Origin of the sequence: Nostoc sp. ATCC 53789 (assembly GCF_009873495.1) — a bacterium.
Taxonomy (GTDB): domain Bacteria; phylum Cyanobacteriota; class Cyanobacteriia; order Cyanobacteriales; family Nostocaceae; genus Nostoc; species Nostoc muscorum_A.
On sequence record NZ_CP046703.1, the window covers coordinates 1,274,507 to 1,291,568 of the forward strand.

The 17,062-nt window shown below is 41.6% G+C and carries 13 protein-coding genes; 9 read left to right on the forward strand and 4 right to left on the reverse strand.

The window, feature by feature from the left end; all coding sequences use genetic code 11:
- Positions 1 to 37 precede the first annotated feature (37 nt).
- Both GJB62_RS05115 and GJB62_RS05120 read right to left on the reverse strand, forming a co-directional pair.
- A complete protein-coding gene (locus tag GJB62_RS05115; protein WP_245246102.1) occupies positions 38 to 1,363 on the reverse strand; it encodes a hypothetical protein in 1,326 nt (441 codons plus the stop codon).
- A gap of 124 nt (positions 1,364 to 1,487) precedes the next feature.
- A complete protein-coding gene (locus GJB62_RS05120; RefSeq protein ID WP_114081004.1) occupies positions 1,488 to 2,129 on the reverse strand; it encodes a hypothetical protein in 642 nt (213 codons plus the stop codon).
- A 997-nt stretch (positions 2,130 to 3,126) separates the two neighbouring features.
- Here GJB62_RS05120 and GJB62_RS05125 point away from each other — a divergent pair.
- The 7 genes from GJB62_RS05125 to GJB62_RS05155 all read left to right on the forward strand — a co-directional run bounded on the left by GJB62_RS05125 (position 3,127) and on the right by GJB62_RS05155 (position 10,090).
- The gene (locus GJB62_RS05125; protein ID WP_114081002.1) at positions 3,127 to 3,555 is read left to right on the forward strand and encodes a hypothetical protein; all 429 of its coding nucleotides are present in this window, start codon (positions 3,127 to 3,129) and stop codon (positions 3,553 to 3,555) included.
- A gap of 370 nt (positions 3,556 to 3,925) precedes the next feature.
- On the forward strand, positions 3,926 to 5,284 hold the full coding sequence (locus GJB62_RS05130) for an amino acid permease (protein WP_114081001.1): 1,359 nt from the start codon (positions 3,926 to 3,928) through the stop codon (positions 5,282 to 5,284).
- Between the two features lie 131 nt (positions 5,285 to 5,415).
- Positions 5,416 to 6,078, forward strand: a complete 663-nt coding sequence (locus GJB62_RS05135) for a class I SAM-dependent methyltransferase (RefSeq protein ID WP_114081000.1) — start codon at positions 5,416 to 5,418, stop codon at positions 6,076 to 6,078.
- Between the two features lie 398 nt (positions 6,079 to 6,476).
- The gene (locus GJB62_RS05140; RefSeq protein ID WP_114080999.1) at positions 6,477 to 7,286 is read left to right on the forward strand and encodes a glucose 1-dehydrogenase; all 810 of its coding nucleotides are present in this window, start codon (positions 6,477 to 6,479) and stop codon (positions 7,284 to 7,286) included.
- Positions 7,287 to 7,577: 291 nt separating this feature from the next.
- A complete protein-coding gene (locus GJB62_RS05145; protein WP_181852803.1) occupies positions 7,578 to 8,981 on the forward strand; it encodes a glycoside hydrolase 100 family protein in 1,404 nt (467 codons plus the stop codon).
- A gap of 228 nt (positions 8,982 to 9,209) precedes the next feature.
- Positions 9,210 to 9,512 carry a hypothetical protein gene (locus GJB62_RS05150; RefSeq protein ID WP_012408314.1) on the forward strand — a complete coding sequence of 101 codons (303 nt, stop codon included), beginning with the start codon at positions 9,210 to 9,212 and terminating at the stop codon, positions 9,510 to 9,512.
- A gap of 104 nt (positions 9,513 to 9,616) precedes the next feature.
- On the forward strand, positions 9,617 to 10,090 hold the full coding sequence (locus GJB62_RS05155; protein WP_114080998.1) for a hypothetical protein: 474 nt from the start codon (positions 9,617 to 9,619) through the stop codon (positions 10,088 to 10,090).
- Between the two features lie 57 nt (positions 10,091 to 10,147).
- Here GJB62_RS05155 and GJB62_RS05160 read toward each other — a convergent pair whose 3' ends face one another.
- Positions 10,148 to 10,330, reverse strand: coding sequence for a hypothetical protein (locus tag GJB62_RS05160; RefSeq protein ID WP_012408316.1), 183 nt, complete (start codon positions 10,328 to 10,330; stop codon positions 10,148 to 10,150).
- Positions 10,331 to 10,439: 109 nt separating this feature from the next.
- A complete protein-coding gene (locus GJB62_RS05165; RefSeq protein ID WP_114080997.1) occupies positions 10,440 to 13,469 on the reverse strand; it encodes a UPF0182 family protein in 3,030 nt (1,009 codons plus the stop codon).
- A 720-nt stretch (positions 13,470 to 14,189) separates the two neighbouring features.
- Here GJB62_RS05165 and GJB62_RS05170 point away from each other — a divergent pair.
- Positions 14,190 to 16,253 carry a serine/threonine-protein kinase gene (locus GJB62_RS05170; RefSeq protein WP_114080996.1) on the forward strand — a complete coding sequence of 688 codons (2,064 nt, stop codon included), beginning with the start codon at positions 14,190 to 14,192 and terminating at the stop codon, positions 16,251 to 16,253.
- 443 nt (positions 16,254 to 16,696) lie between these two features.
- Positions 16,697 to 16,948, forward strand: coding sequence for a WGxxGxxG family protein (locus tag GJB62_RS05175; RefSeq protein ID WP_114080995.1), 252 nt, complete (start codon positions 16,697 to 16,699; stop codon positions 16,946 to 16,948).
- Positions 16,949 to 17,062 lie beyond the last annotated feature (114 nt).

The window sequence follows — 17,062 nt, forward strand, 5'->3', positions numbered from 1 at the left end:
CTGCTACCCCTATACATTCTTTTTTACAGATGTCTAATTATGAATTACGGATTTTTAAAGACCGATGTTTAGAACGAACTATGTATAGTAGAACGATTAGCAATACAAGCGCTTTGATCATTGATGGCTCCACTACCTTCTTCACTTCCGTAGGGGGTTTAGGAGTAACATTACACGGAATCTCAATGATCTGTGTGTGATCGGAGCCACTACCACTAGGAGTCAGATCGCATTCGCCTTTGCTGGTGAGAGACAAAGGTGTAGGTGGAGGTGTAAGTGGAGGTGTAAGTGTAGGTATAGGTGTATTTTCTGGAGGAATAGATGTTTCGCCTGAAGAAGTATCGCCCATTAATAGAATCATCGCTATAACAAGAGCTCCAATTCCTAGTGGCCAGAGTGGAAAGGAATCAGGGCTGTCTGCTACGAAGACTTCTCCCTCAGAGCCAGGGATATCAAAGGCTATTGTTTCTCCATCCAACGGTACTGGACTGTCACTCACCAACATATCTCCTGGGATATCTTCTCCCAAAAGCTGATTAAATTCTTCTGGAATCGCGTTGTTGGGTCGTCCGAGTTCCCCACCATCTTCGGAGTATGGGTAGGATAGTAGCTCAAAAACCCTCTTTTCGAGTTGGTTTGGATCTCCAGAATTCAACGCATCTAAGCCTGTAGAGATTTTATTTATATAAAAATTCGTCATCTCTGGCGACAGACCTAAAGATTGAATTTGCTCCTTAATGTTGGAAATTTTTGAGGCTTCCTCAAACAGCAGTCGTCCGTATGAGAATTTCAAGTCTAGTAGTCCATCACGGAGGCTGACCGAGTTATTGCCTCCTGAGTATGGAGACCAGTAGAACTGGTTTGTTACTAGTCCGAGTCCTTCTACTGGATTGCGACCAAAATGTTGTCCAAGAAGGTATTGAGAGCTATCCATGATTGCGGGGGATTCGTTTCTCCAAAAAGAGGCGAAAGGTACCGCAGAGAGATTAGGATTGTTACCGTAAAAGCTAGCGAAATTCTGGAAATTTTTCTCCCCACCTGCTGCTCGAATCAGGAGGTTTTGATAAGTACTCCCACCATTTAATTCCACTAATCGTTGGATTACTGATCCAGTTTTATTGCAGGTCAGACCAAATCCCACATCACATCCAGGAATGACTCGCATCTGGTTCAAATTCTGGTTATTGATTTGGTACTGGAGATACTCAGGCTCCAGTCCTTGTTGGATACCATAGCGTCCAATATTGAGTTGTCCAAAAGCAGACTGACATGTAGTGAGTCCTACTGCAAGAGATGAGAATGCGATTGTTGCAAAACGAACCGCTTTCGATATTGCAATTCTTTGAAAAATTGATTTAGGCAAGATGCACCTCCAGTAAACGACAGCAATTTAATTGGGTTGAGAATTCGGTATTGGTTCTTCTCCCCAATCTCCAGTCCCCAATCTCCAGTCCCCAACCCTCAGTCACCAATCCCCACTCCCGAATTCAACTCTTAGGTAAATAAATGTTGATCGTGATTCCGGTACCTTTGAGATTTCCTGATGAGAGTGTGTGATATAAGACCATTCCCCGATTTGGTTGATCGAAAAGAAACGCACGACGTGTAGGTTTGATCTTCCCTTGCTTTACTAAAGAAACGAAGGCTTCTAAATATCTACGTATACCTTTGCGGTTCTCTTGAGTCGTATTCAGATGATGCTCGATCAGCATCATAAAGAAGTTCAAGCTACGATTTTCTTGCCCCTCAATCAGACTGCCCTCATCTAGAAAGGAACTTGCTATGAGCCTGTTATCAACTCGTTTAACCTTAAACAGAGTAAAGTAACGCCCTTCTTTTTTCGGATCATTCGCATAACAGACCCAAGAACCCTCTTTATTTTGAGTAAAACCTTGTTCAGCAAGGTAAGAAAGCAAAGAATTATTGGCCTTAGTCTGTGGTGGAGGTAATAAATCTTCAATGGGATCTAAAGAGCAAATCCTCTGTGTTGTTTTCCGTTGAGACACAGCAGCAGCCTCCTGGATACGGAGGCGCAGGGGCTTGTCAGCAGACATTGCCATGCTAGACATTGCAGCCAATACAGACGCTTGGAGAGCGATCGCTCCAATCAAACGAACAATGATATTCATGTTTTACCTGTTACTTTTACTTACGTTGTCAATAATCAAGTCGTTACTAAATCAGGATTGATTTAGCAGTCCTAAACCATTTGTTAAATTTAAGTGTTTGCTTCATTTGATCGAGGTCGCTTAAGTTTTCACCAGTCAAATAGGAATTTTATATATAGGTAACTAAACACAAAGATAATCAGTATCTAAAGAAAAGACACAATCTTAATGTTTTCTTGGCAACAAAAAATTTGCTTTCTGTTACTTTTACGTATACAAAAAACCCTTGACATTGCGTCAACACTTTTATATTTACTGTTGTCTAAATTTTTGCCGATGCTAAGAGGTTTTTATGCCTTCTTCACTGGCTATCATGATTCCTAAAAAAGGGCTTTTTTAGCTCTTTAGTATCTTATATAAGCAGAGTTTCAAAAGCTCTGTGCTTTGCACATTGATGCTTTTGGTGATTTCCTTGCTGGGTTGAATAACTTTTTGTTTTTTGGAGGTAGCACGCCTGACTAGCTGTTTCAGCATGGTCGTAAGTTGATGTATAAATAATATCTCCTGACAGTAAAATAATATTACCATGAGCTTGAGACATGCAACTGTATTGTGGACAGTTATCAAAGTTGTACACAGTGAATCGTGACTACCTCTCTATGAAATTTCATCGCAAATAGCTGAGAGTCAAAGTCCATTTACTTATATATCGTTAGTATTTTTAAAATATAGTACTGTTGTTCTCAGAGTATTCAATTTTTTGTCTTAAATGTAACTTGTATTTAAAAGGCATACGTATATCAAGATATTCTTATTGCTGGATAAGCTTGATTATCTGAACTTTAAGCTAGAAGCGATCGCATCATATCCTGACTTTTCACGGCATCTGGAAAACCTCTCTCCTCTTAGGAGAGAGACTTTGAATTTTCCCCCTCCCCAATACATCAAGAGGAGAAAAAAAGCGTATCTTTGACTACAATTAAGATATTAACTTGGTATTTTTATAAGCCTTGACAGTATGAATGTGGAATTTTTTAACAGGATTCCTTTTATGCCTTTAGTATTACTATGGCTAGCTTACACTCTCCTGGGATGGTATCTTGCTGCTAATCATATTGTTTGGTTAGTAGGAGCTTTTGTGGCTGCTATGGTTATAGTTATTGTGCGAAAGAGTACTTCTTGGTTAGAGCGTTTAGTTGAATTTGGATCTCAAACTTTAGCTGTCATATTATTTTTAAGTATATCAATTGCTTTTGTAGCAACTTGGTCGCTATTATTAAGGCTTTTTCTCATACCTTTAGCGACTACGCTTTTAGCTGATTTGGAAATGCGCTTTTCTGACTTTAATAAGCTAGATTCATTTTGGATTTTAACAGTTATAGCAGTATTAGGTTTGGTTGTGGGTGAATTAATCGATATTCTACTTTTTCCCAGTAGTAGATACTAAAAAATTAAGAGTAAAAAGAGATTTTTTTATTTATTACTTGGCTAATCCACACTAATATCAAATTTTTAGGTGATTGCTAGATCATCTACCTGCTTATCGAAGCAAGGCATGATTACCCACTATTAGTCAATCATTCTCTAGATTAATTTGACATTCTCCCCACCTTGCTCTGAAAAGCATAATTGAAGCGATCGCTGTAGGTATATTGATCTGAATGTGGCGAGATGGATATTACCGCTTGAAGACATATCACTGATGATTGTCATTTTTGAGTCACATTTGTTTTTAACCATAGAGATATAGGTAAAACAGTGCAAAAAAAGATGAAACAAAGCGGAGAGTTCCCACTCAACACTAGTAAGGAAGTGACGTGAGTAGACGTAAAGACTACAGTTTGCTTCAGCAGACAGCAACAACTGAAGTAGCAACACCCAAGCCATCGTTGACATTACCAGATGCAGTGGCTCTGATTGTCGGTATTGTCATCGGGGCAGGGATTTTTGAAACCCCGGCTTTAGTGGCAAATCAAGCAGGTAGTAATATTGCTGTACTGCTTTTTTGGCTAATTGGCGGTGTGGTATCTCTGGTAGGAGCGCTGTGCTATGCAGAGTTGGCAACTGTCTATCCCGATGTTGGTGGTACTTACTATTATTTGAAACGTGCATTCGGGCGGGGAGTTGCCTTTTTATTTGCCTGGGCGCGGATGACAGTAATTCAAACTGGTTCCATTGCTCTGTTGGCATTTGTTTTTGGCGATTATGTCTCTCAGATATGGCGGCTAGGAACGTTTTCGTCTTCTATTTATGCAGCCATAGCGATCGCACTTTTAACTGCTTTGAACATTATCGGTTTGCAGCAGGGGAAGTGGACGCAAAACTTGCTAAGTGCAGCAAAAGTTCTGGGTTTGTTGCTGGTAGTGATTCTTGGGCTTACTGCCATTCCTAATTCTGTTCCCCCTGTAGAATCTGCATCATCAGGAACCTGGGGATTAGCGATGGTGTTTGTGTTGTTGTCTTATGGCGGTTGGAATGAAGCTGCTTACATCTCGGCAGAAATTCAAGATGGACGACGCAATATAGTGCGATCGCTAATGTGGAGTATTGGGATCATCACAGCCATTTATTTGCTAATCAATCTGGCTTACCTACGGGGACTAGGATTAGCAAATATGGCCCAGTCGGAAGCAGTAGCCGCAGATTTAATGCGCTCTCTTTGGGGCGCACCGGGAGCCTTATTCATTAGTGTATTGATTGCGATCGCTACTTTAGGAGCAACCAACGCCACAATCTTTACCGGAGCGCGTACCAACTACGCACTGGGACAGGATTTTTCGCTATTTGGTTTTATGGGACACTGGAAACAGCGTCCAAGTAGTCCCACCTATGCCTTATTCTTGCAAGCAGCGATCGCTTTAGCACTGGTTTTTTTAGGCACGCTCACCCGCAAAGGTTTTCAAACAATGGTGGATTATACCGCCCCAATATTTTGGTTCTTTTTCTTGCTTTCTGGCATATCTCTGCTGGTGTTGCGAATCCGTGAACCCCACATAGCACGACCATTCCGCGTGCCATTTTATCCTTTCACACCATTGCTCTTTTGTGCCGTCTGCGGTTACTTGCTTTATTCCAGCTTGGTTTATACAGGCGTGGGAGCAATTGCAGGTGTTTTAGTTGTCGCAGCAGGTATCCCCCTGTTGTTCTGGAATAACTATCGCCAAGGTAGGACGTGAGATGAGTGAGCAGGGGAGCAGGGGAGACAAGGGGACAAGAGGTGCCTTGTCCCCTTGTCCCCAAGTCCTCTTACCCATGCCCAATGCCCCCATACCCAATACCCAATAACTATTGACAAAGGAGAAAATTCATGAACTTCAAAAAAATTCTGTTTTTACTGGTTACAGGCGTTAGTGTTACCAGTTTAGGAATTGCTGGGTGTACGCCGCAACAACAAGATTTGGAAGCCGGAACACAACAACCTTCTACTTTAACAGGTCAGACCGAAACCGAAACACCATCGGCGACAACTCCCACAACTCAAGTCCAAGAACGTCCTGGAGATGTTCCTTATGTACCTACACCACAGCCAGTGGTAGATGCAATGTTACAAGTGGCAAAAGTGGGTAAAAATGATGTGCTTTACGACCTTGGTAGTGGTGATGGAAGAATTGTTAATACTGCGGCACAAAAGTTTGGTACGCGTGGTGTTGGCATAGATATCAATCCTGAACGTATTAAAGAAGCTAATGATAATGCTCAGAAAGCAGGAGTAACCGATCGCGTCAAGTTTGTGCAACAAGACTTGTTCACCACTGATTTTAGTGAAGCAACAGTAGTTACACTTTACTTACTGCCAGAGGTTAATGCTAAACTCCGTCCGAAGCTGTTGAAAGAACTCAAACCTGGTAGTCGCATTGTCTCCCACGCCTTCGATATGGGCGATTGGAAACCACAGCAGACTCTAAATGTAGAGGGAAAAACTATTTATTACTGGGTAGTTCCTGAACAAGTACCAGCGAATTTGCGATAGGAACTAACGAATTCGTAATTCGTAATTCGTGATTAAGAGGCATCAGATTCAAGTTGAGTTTCCATTTCTTGGATCTGTAGCCTAATTTTTAAGAATTGATTTCTTGAAGAAGAATTCAGAATTCAGAAGTCAGAATTCAGGAGTCAGAACCAAGACGCTCGTTCCTTGCTAATAGCGTTGCTATGCCGCAGGGTTTACGCTGCGTTATCCACCAGTCGTACAGAATACCCAACTGAATTCTGGCTCCTGACTCCTGAATTCTGTTTCGATAAATTCAAATTTTTTTAACTTTAAATTACCTCCATTGGGGGTTGACAAAACAATTTTAGATATTTAAAAGAATAATCTAAAATTCAAAATTGTTTGACTAAGTTCAAATTCAAGCAAGGTCAGGAAATATGATAGGGTTAAAGGGAAAGAATGCTTTAATTACAGGTGCAACTTCAGGAATTGGTCAGGCGATCGCTATCAGACTCGCTCAAGAAGGGTGCAACATCGCCATCAATTACCGCAAAAGCCCAGAAGCGGCGGTAGACACAGAAGAAATGGCATTGCAAAAAGCCTGCGGAAATATTGAAAATTGTGGTGTGAAGTCACTACTACTTCAGGGTGATGTCTCCCAAGAATCAGACATTATCGAGATGGTCAACACCGTAGTAAAGGAATTTGGCAGTTTAGATATTCTAATTAACAATGCTGGGATTCAAATAGAAAGTCCATCCCACGAAGTTACAACAGCAGACTTTGACCGAGTAATTGCAGTCAATCTCCGGGGTGCTTATCTCTGCGCTCGTGAAACTATTAAACACCTCCTATCTCTAAATCGTTCGGGGGTGATTATTAATATTTCCAGCGTTCACGAAATTATTCCGCGACCGATGTATATCAGTTATTCCATTAGCAAAGGCGGGATGGAAAACCTCACCAAAACTTTAGCTTTGGAATATGCCAACCGAGGTATTCGTGTCAACGCTATTGCCCCCGGAGCAACAATTACACCAATAAATCAAGACTGGATAGATAACCCCGAAAAAAAAGCGATTGTGGAAAGTCACATCCCAATGGGACGTGCCGGCTCTTCAGAGGAGATGGCAGCCGCAGCAGCTTTTTTAGCTTCGGATGAAGCCGCCTACATCACTGGACAAACGCTATTTGTAGATGGCGGATTGACTCTATATGCTGACTTCCGGGAAACTTGGTCAGCTTGAGAAAGAGGCAAGGGAGCAGGGAGCGGGGGGCAGGGGAGCAGGGGGAGCATAAAGGGGATTCGCCAACTCTTAGAGAGGCTGCACCAGACAACGGCAGAGCTACGTGACCACCCCTGTTGCGTTAGCTTCCGGTAGAGTACGAGAACCACGCTGGTTGTTGTGGGGGACTCAAACCCATTTTCTGCTCCACAGATGGAGAAAGAGGTCATTTCCCCCTGCCTTTTTGTTGAGTAAGGCTGGCGTACTTTCCATAATTAAGCCGATACATACCATTAGTGGAATTAAATACCCATGACTAGCGCCATCGATAAGAAAAGTCAACTGGAAGCAGAAGCTTGGGAATTATTGGAAGAGTCGATAATTTATTACCAGGGAAAACCCATTGGGACTGTAGCCGCTCACGATCCAGAGGCAGATGCACTCAATTATGACCAGTGCTTTCTCCGCGATTTTGTCCCTTCTGCCTTAGTGTTTCTCATGTATGGGAAACCAGAGATTGTGCGTAACTTTTTAGTAGAAACACTGAAATTACAAAGTCATGAAAAGCAGATAGACTGCTTTGAACCGGGAGCGGGATTAATGCCTGCCAGTTTCAAAGTACATTCTAGGGGGAATGAGGAATTTTTGGTCGCTGATTTTGGTGAATTGGCGATCGCTCGTGTTCCCCCGATTGATTCTTGTATGTGGTGGATTCTCCTGCTACGAGCTTATGAAAAAGCTACAGGCGATTTGTCACTAGCGCGTCAGCCAGATTTTCAAGCCGGAATCAAACTAATTTTGGATCTTTGCTTAGTACATCGGTTTTCCATGTACCCAACAATGTTAGTTCCCGATGGCGCGTTTATGATTGACCGTCGTATGGGAGTCTACGAACATCCTCTAGAAATTCAGGTGTTATTTTATGCGTCCTTGAGGGCTGCTAGTGAATTGCTTTTATCAGATGGAGATGGCGATACTTACCTCGGCAAAGTCAATAGGCGATTGGGATCTTTGAAATATCATATCCGCAACTATTATTGGCTAGACCTGAAGCGATTGGGGGAAATCTATCGTTACAAAGATAACGAATTTGGTAAAGAAATTGTTAATAAATTCAACATCAACTCAGAATCAATTCCTGGTTGGTTGACCGAGTGGTTGCCAGAAACGGGAGGATATTTAGCGGGAAATCTAGGGCCGGGACGGATTGATTTTCGCTTTTTTGCTCTGGGAAATCTGATGGCTATCTTAACTTCCTTAGCAAGCGAAAAAGAATCTCAAAGCATTATGAATTTATTCGCCCAACGTTGGCAAGACTTGATCGGCTATATGCCTGTTAAAATTTGCTTTCCCGCTTTAGAAGGGTTAGAGTGGAGAATTGTTACAGGATGTGACTCTAAAAACAGGGCTTGGTCTTATCACAACGGTGGCAACTGGCCAGTCTTACTCTGGTTATTTGCGTCGGCGGCGCAGAAAGCAGGTCGAACAGAACTTGCTCAAGCTGCGATCGCTATTGCCGAAAGGCGTTTATTGAAGGATAAATTCCCTGAATACTACGATGGCAACAATGGCCGTTTAATTGGCAAAGAAGCCAGAATTTATCAAACTTGGAGCATTGCTGGATTGCTGGCTGCTAAAAAGTTTGTAGAAAATCCAGAGTATTTGGAATTAATCAGTTTTGCAGAGGGTCTTGAAGTCCCAGGCTGTAGCCTGTAAGTATTTAGCGGTGTCATTATCAGGGTGTCTCTACTAACTATTTTCCCAGTCTCCAGTCTCCCCTAGTCCCTAGACCTCTTATTTAATCATGAGAACGGATAAGTAACCTCAAATTCTCAAATACTCGATAACTGATACACTATATTGTAAGAGGTATCTGAAGTGTCATACTTAGTAATATCATCAGATAGTCTTTGCATCCTTAACACGTTTTAACGTGGATAACACATGAAAACTACTTCAGATTTAATTTCAGAATTTGAACAACTATTCAGACAAAAATTACAACTAAATAATTGTAAACTCAGAAAGAAAAGACAAGAGAATAATTATGAAATTATTACTCCAGCTAAAGACATTTTTTTGATGTATTGGTCTGAATTCCCAGAAGTTAGCTTAATATATCAGGCTGTAGGGGTAAGAACTCAGCAGACTAGTGTTTATGAACGTGCTATCCGCTTGCACATTAGTTCTTGTTTGAGTAGTATTCAGGAAAATCCTACCTCTGAAACACCATTATTGGTGAAATAAATAATACTTAGATAACCCACATAATATTTACTAAACTCTCGCCAGTTTTTGTAATATAACTGACGAGGGTTTTTCACCTAAAATCTGTTGATCGAGAGATAAAAATGCAATCTGAAAAAAATCAAGATCCAGATCAGCTAGATTATAAAACCTTGTTAGCCAATGCAAAGCAAGCCTTAAAACTTGAATATCATAAATCAGCTGCTTTAGCGTCCCAACTGCAAACCATAAAAACTCAGTTAGAGCAAGTTCAGGCTGAAAACAAAACTCTCAGGGAAAGTGCTTATGAAGATGTAGTTAAGCACTTTGAGGCACGGACTCAAGCAGCAGAAGCACTCGCATTAAAAACAGAAGTACGCCAAAGATTCCTTGAAGCCAATGGTTGCAAGGATGATGAGAGCTTTGATACTCTATGGGATAGCATTAAAAATAAGATTCAGATCCAAGACGGCGAAGTGAGAATCGTTGCTCCAAATGGTACTCCCAAATTCACCTTAACGGGCAGCATGATGACTTTGAGGGATTTTATTCAATCCCTCAAAAAAGACCCAATCTCGGAAAAATTTTTCTTGAGCTAGAGAGCCAAATTAATCAAAGGCTTTCGCTATAAGTAGACTAAAAATTGTAGTAGAAAGCTATTCATCTTCGTCTCCTGGCGGTCTTTCGCTCTCGCTTTGTTGGGCGTTCCACTCCAAAATAATGCGTTCCAACATCTCAGACTGCGTACAGCTATTAACATCCGCGTACATTTTAATCAACTGCCTCACTTCAGGACTAATGTGGCGGATCTCTAGTTGGTTATTTTGTAGCATGTCCATTAACTTTTAGTGTCTATTACATTATGTTGAACCATTAAACTATGTCTGTTGCAATAAATTTTGTTAATGGCGATCTCTCTTTGTCGCCTGCTATGTGTTTTAGAATCCTTTAACCAGGAGGGGCTGCTTCTTCAAAGGGACGGATAATTGCAGGGGGTGGTGTAACTTCTGGTTTAAAAATTCCCTGTAAGGCTTGTTCTAAGGTTTGGGCCATGACAATCCGGTTTTCGTAAGCCACAACTACCCGCACCAGAGTTGGCAGACTATTCTGTGTGGCTTCTAGATAGATTGGCTCGACATAAAGCAGCGATTGCTCAATGGGAATTACTAATAGATTGCCTTGAATGGCTTTCGACCCTTGGCGATTCCACAGGGAAATTTGCTGAGAAATTACCGGATCTTGGTTGATCCGCGCCTCTATTTGCTCTGTACCATAGACCAGCCTTTCTTTTGGAAAAGTATATAACAATAACTTACCGTAATTAACACCATCCGATCGCGCGGCTAACCAAGCGATTAAATTAGTCCGTTGTCTAGGAGTGTAGGGTAGAAACAGAATAAACTCTTCTGTACGAGAGGTTGCGCCAACAACAGGTGCAGTGGGTAGACTAGTAATCAAATAGTATGGCTCTACCGGACGAGTTTCACTGCCATAGATTTCATTAGGAATCTGCCACTGGTCTTCCCGATTGTAAAATACCTGGGGATCGGTCATGTGATAGGTCATCAACCGCTCAGATTGAATTTTGAAAAAATCCACCGGATAGCGGGTATGACTGCGGAGATTAACAGGCATTGTACTGAGCGGTTTAAACATTTGGGGAAATATCCCCGACCAAGTGGCAATGATTGGATCGCTGGGATCGGCAATATAAAAATTGACAGTACCGTTGTAGGCATCAATTACTACTTTGATAGAATTGCGAATGTAGTTGATCCCATCGCTGCCAGTATCTGAATAAGGATAGCGATCGCTCGTCGTGTAGGCATCAATAATCCAGTAAAGATAACTGGGATTACTGGGAAAATCTTGATTAGCAGCAGCAGCTACTAAATAGGGATCGCTGTCAAATTTCAAAAAAGGTGCGATCGCTTGAATTCTTTGCTTGACATTTCGCCGGAATAGCACCCTTGTCTCTGGTAAAAAGTCCCGTGTTAGCACCATCTGCCAATCTTTCAAATACATGGCAAATAACCACCGTCGCCATGCTGAACCAATTTCAATGCCACCTAGACCATCGTAAGAGTTGTAAACATTATCACTACCACTAGGGTAATCTAACTCTCTAATTCTTGTGCCAGTCATTACGTAGGTATTAACTATTTCACCGTAATAAATTCGCGGTTGCCCAATGGGAATACTTTCGCGAATGGCTGGACTGGAAGTTGTGAGGGCGCTACTATTACCACTAATATCTTTGACAAAATATTCTGGTAGACCACCCGGCCCAACTGTATTAACTGGGCTAACAGTAAACCCGAAACCGTGGGTATAAATTAAATGACGGTTAACCCATGTTTGAGCTTCCTGTGGTACGCCAGTGTAGTCTAATTCTCGTGCGGCAATCAGTACCTGCCGCCGTTCTGTTGCTTCATCCGCTTCCTGCTTAGGTTCTGGTGTGTTTTGGGGTGCTGATGGTCGAGGTGAAGTTACATCTGTTTTCAGAGTATACCGATCAATATCGGCATCAGGGAACCGATAATACGGCCGAATTTGTTGCAGTTGACGGTTAGTTGCTAACAGTGGTCGCTGATCCCAAAGGCGGATATTCCGAATTGTCAAGTCATTCTTTTGAATATCAGCTTCAGTCAGTGTTCCTTGAGGGTTGAAGCCTGTGGAATCGATCGCTTCTAAATCGAACGCTTGACGAGTCAAGGCGATAGTACGTTGAATGTAGGGTTGCTCTCGCTGCAACTCATTAGGTTGGACAATTAAATATTGCACTACCGTTGGTAAAACAACGTCAGCCGCTACAACTAATACTAAATAAATCCCCAACCCGTAAAATACCAAGGAACGATACCGAGATTTGGGTTTCCAGAAAAGCGTTCGCCAAAGTAGATAAAAGGCGATCGCTACTGCCACAACACACAATATGGTATAAGCTGGCAACTGGGCTGTTACATCTGTATAGCTAGCACCATAACTTACACCACGGCTAGAATACACAAGTTCATAGCGACTTTGCCAATAACTCAAAGCCACTACCAACATTAATAAACCACCCATACCGAATAAATGACGCTGCTGCTGAGGCGAAAAACCAGGGAAAATCCCCTGACTTAAACTATCCGCCGACAAAAGATAAGTAAGGGTAACGGCGACGAAACCATACAAACATAATCCCATCAGCCAGAGTTCTAGCAGTTCCCAAAGGGGTAAAGAAAATATGTAAAAGCTGATATCTCGACCAAATAAAGGGTCAGTGCTGTTGAAAGGGGTGGGGTGGAAATATTGCAGCACCTTTGGCCAGTGTTGGAATAGGATGAATGCAAAAATGGGACTGAGTATAACCGCGATCGCAGTAAGTAAAAATTGGGGATAGATTAGAATTGCGATCGCTACTCCCCCAATTAAACCGAGATACCAAACTTGAGAGAAAATCTGCCTCAAGAGTTGCCAGATTGTCTCTGGTCGAAATAGGGCGGGAATGGGTAGACTAGCCGGATTAACTGGAGAATGCCAGTAAGAAAGAACAATTTGACCATAGTGAACCAACATCACCCCGATCAACAAGCTCAATATCAGGGTTAGGGGTAATAACCCGCGCAATCTCAATTTTTTAAAGCGTTGCGGTGTAAGTATCCGGCTTTCGTCGCGTCTTGAATAATGAGGGCTGAGAAAATTTGTTAATTCACTCGTGAGTTTTGCTTCCTCACGCTTAACTTCCTCAATCTTCAGAGACTGGGAATATTTTAGCCGTTGTGCTAAACCCAGATTTAGCAGTAGATAGACAGCAGTTATCCCAGCTACTGCTACCCACAAAACACCACGAGTCATCACCCTCAACAAAAATACCTGGAGGTAGCCGACTTCCTGAAACCAAAAAATCTCTGCTCCGATGCGGGAACCGAGATCCAACAGTAACCCCAGCCCCAAGAATAAAATTAATAGTCTAAAGCCCCATTTCCAGATCATTCCTTGGCAGCCAAACTATCTGCATCAACGAAGGTATTTGATGCTTTCCCAAAAATTATTACTACTTTCCACGATAGCTGAATTCACCGACACCTTAAAATTTATATCCGAAAGTCAAAGTTTAATTTACGTACTTTACAAAAGCATCGTGTTGTGTATAAGGAAGCAGGCGTAAAGAATTGTCGTTGGGATAAGGCAATAGGCAATAAGTATAAAGCTTTTAGCCTAGTTCATTTTTCTTTACATAGTTTTATTTTATTGTGCCAACTTGCTTAAACATAAATAGGTCGGTCGTTTCAGGTTTTTATTAATCATTCTTTGATAGGAAATACACTCAGGCGCTAGGGGTAATTCATGTAGATGCAAAGGGATGAGCCATTCCGGTGAACGAGTTATTCGGTATCAAGGAACTGGCATTAGCGTACCCCTGCGCGTAGGGCTTACCGATTGCCCTTACGACAAATGTGGTTTTTGAAATCATCCATATTTGGTATTTCCTATCAATACGTAAGTATTATATTATTGTTCAATTTGTGCAAATCAATTCTTCAAAAGATATCGCTTAAGCACAACTTTTTTCAAATTATTTAAATTCTTCAATACCTTATGAGGTAAGGAAATTGGGGATATGTATAGGTTCTCAGTGAGATTAACTAAGAACAGAGATAATACTGCATGACTTAAGATGAATATATACTCCCATTCAAATGGATTCCCAGTATGCTCTGTTGTGTGAATCCCGATTGCCAAAAACCCCTAAATCCTGATAAAAACAACTATTGCCATAGTTGTAGAGCAGAATTAATACCCCTGCTGGGAGGTCGCTATCGTCCCACTCAGGTGTTATCAGATGAGGGCGGATTTGGTAGAACCTATTTAGCAGAAGATGTACACAAGCTGAATGAATGCTGTGTTGTTAAGCAATTTGCCCCAAAACTTCAGGGAACTGGGCCACTAACAAAGGCCATTGAACTATTTAAACAAGAAGCAAGCCGACTACAAGAACTCGCCGAACATCCACAAATTCCAACTTTATTGGCTTATTTTGAGCAAAATGGCTATCTGTTTTTAGTGCAGCAATTTATCGATGGGCAAAACTTGCTTAAGGAATGGGAAAGGCGCGGAAACTATAGTGAAACACAGATTCGTGAACTTTTGCTAGATTTACTGCCCGTACTGAAGTTTACCCATGTGCGGGGAGTGATTCATCGGGATATCAAACCACAAAATATTATTCGTCGTCAAAGTGACGGGCGATTAGTGCTAATTGATTTTGGAGCCTCTAAGCAGCTGACAGCAACAGTACAGACTAAAATGGGTACTGTTATTGGCTCACACGGTTACACTGCACTTGAACAGATGCAAGATGGTAAAGCTTACCCAGCCAGTGATTTATTCAGTTTAGGGGCGACTTGTTTTCATCTACTGACTGGGGTTCGTCCATCTCAACTGTGGATACAACAAGGCTATAGTTGGGTTGGGTCTTGGCGACAATATGTAATCAGTCCAGGTAGGGATGGGGTTTCTGTGTCTATAGAGTTGGGTGAAGTTTTGGATAAGCTGTTGCAACGAGATATCCAAAAGCGTTACCAATCGGCTGATGAAGTCATCGCTGACTTGACACCTGGGCTATCATCATTTTCACCACTGCCCGTAACTCTACTTACACCAACATTTGCGTCTACTCCAGCAAACAAAAGGCCAGTTTTAACAAAACTAAATAAGACATTAAAAAGTCAACTGCTGTTAATTTCTAGCATTGTGGTATTGGGATTGGGGGGAGTTTGGTATTTTCAGACTCGCCCCCATACAATGAGCGAATATTCTCCGTCTAATTCTCCGCCTACTTCTTTGCCTATTTCTGCGCCCTCAAAAAGCGATTTTCTACCCAAAGCCTTCAAAGGGCATTCCAGCGATGTGAATTCTGTAGCTTTTAGTCCTGATGGCACAACCCTTGGTAGTGCCAGTGATGATAAGACAATCAAGCTATGGAATCTGGCCAGTGGAGAGGAAATCCACACTTTAGAAGGACATTCCAATTGGATTTGGACTGTAGCATTCAGTCCTGATAGTAAAACCCTTGCCAGTGGTAGTGCAGACAAGACGATCAAGCTGTGGAATGTGGAGACAGGAAAGTTAGTCCGCACCTTAGAGGGAAATACCGACGGAGTTACTTCTGTAGCTTTCAGTCCTGATGGCAAAACTCTTGCCAGTGGTACTGCTAGTAAGGATATAAAAATCAAACTGTGGAATCTGGAGACAGGAAAGTTAATCCGCACTTTAGATGGACATACTGATGGTGTTCCATCTGTGGCTTTTAGTCCTGATGGCAAAACCCTAGCTAGTGGTAGCTGGGATAAGACAATTAAATTATGGAATCTAAATACAGGTAAGGAAATTCGCACTTTAAAAGGAAATGCAGATTCGATTCTTTCAGTTGCTTTTGCACCGGATGGCAAAACCCTAGCTAGTGGCAGTAAAGATAAAACAATTAAATTGTGGAATCTAAATACAGGAAAGGAAATCCGCACTTTAAAGGGACATAAAGATAAGGTTAATTCTGTTGCCTTTTTGCCCAGTGGAACTCAAAATGGCCTTACCCTTGTCAGTGGTAGCAGTGACAAGACAATTAAACTGTGGAATCCTTTGACAGGTAAGGAAATTCGCACTTTAGATACAGGTTCTGGATATATTTATGCGATCGCCATTAGCCCCGATGGAGAAACTATTGCTGGTGGTGGAAGTGGTGAAAATATTCTCAAGATTTGGCAGCCGATTCACTGAAAAATGCAATGATTTTTACAGCAATTGATAGATAATGCAATACAAATTTTAGTATAAATATTAATTATGGGTATGCACATTTGCAGCATCAAATTACCACACAAAAATGCCAAGTAAAATCTATAAAATCATCCTGCATTTATTTATTAAGCCCACCACTGACCGGAATTATTGTATTTTCTGCCTTCAATTATCAATATCTGTCATAGCTGAAGAGGTAATTTTTTCTTCTGTAATCGAGCTGGTTTTAATGCGCTCGCTAACTTCATTATTGCCTAATTTAATAGGCTCGGTAATATAATCTATACCAAAATGCTTATTTAATCGATTGCAAATGCAACTTTAAGCTGATTTATATTTGCAGCTAAAGATTGATGCTGGCGTTGTCAAAACTTAATATGCTTTAACTATTAGTTGTAGCAATTCAATTGAGGAATGTGATCGTGAAACGCTTTAATGTCTCCAAAATTCTAGGAAGTACTGTTCTAGCTCTAAGTTTGGCTACTTTACCCACAGTTATGCCTGCTTCTGCTCAGACAACAGCAGCTCCTGATGGTACTGCTACAAACACTACTACAGACCGCGCTGCTACCGATCGAAATTATCAAGATGGTGATTGGGGTTTGTTGGGCTTGCTCGGTTTATTTGGTTTATTGGGTCGCAAGAACCGCAAAGCTGATGATAATGTAGCTTAGGGACTTCCAGAGAATAAAATATACAGTCAATAAAAATGATAATCATTTTAAGGGGGAGAAAGGGGTTGCCAACGGCAACCCCTTTCTCCCTCAATAAATAGGCAAGATAAATGT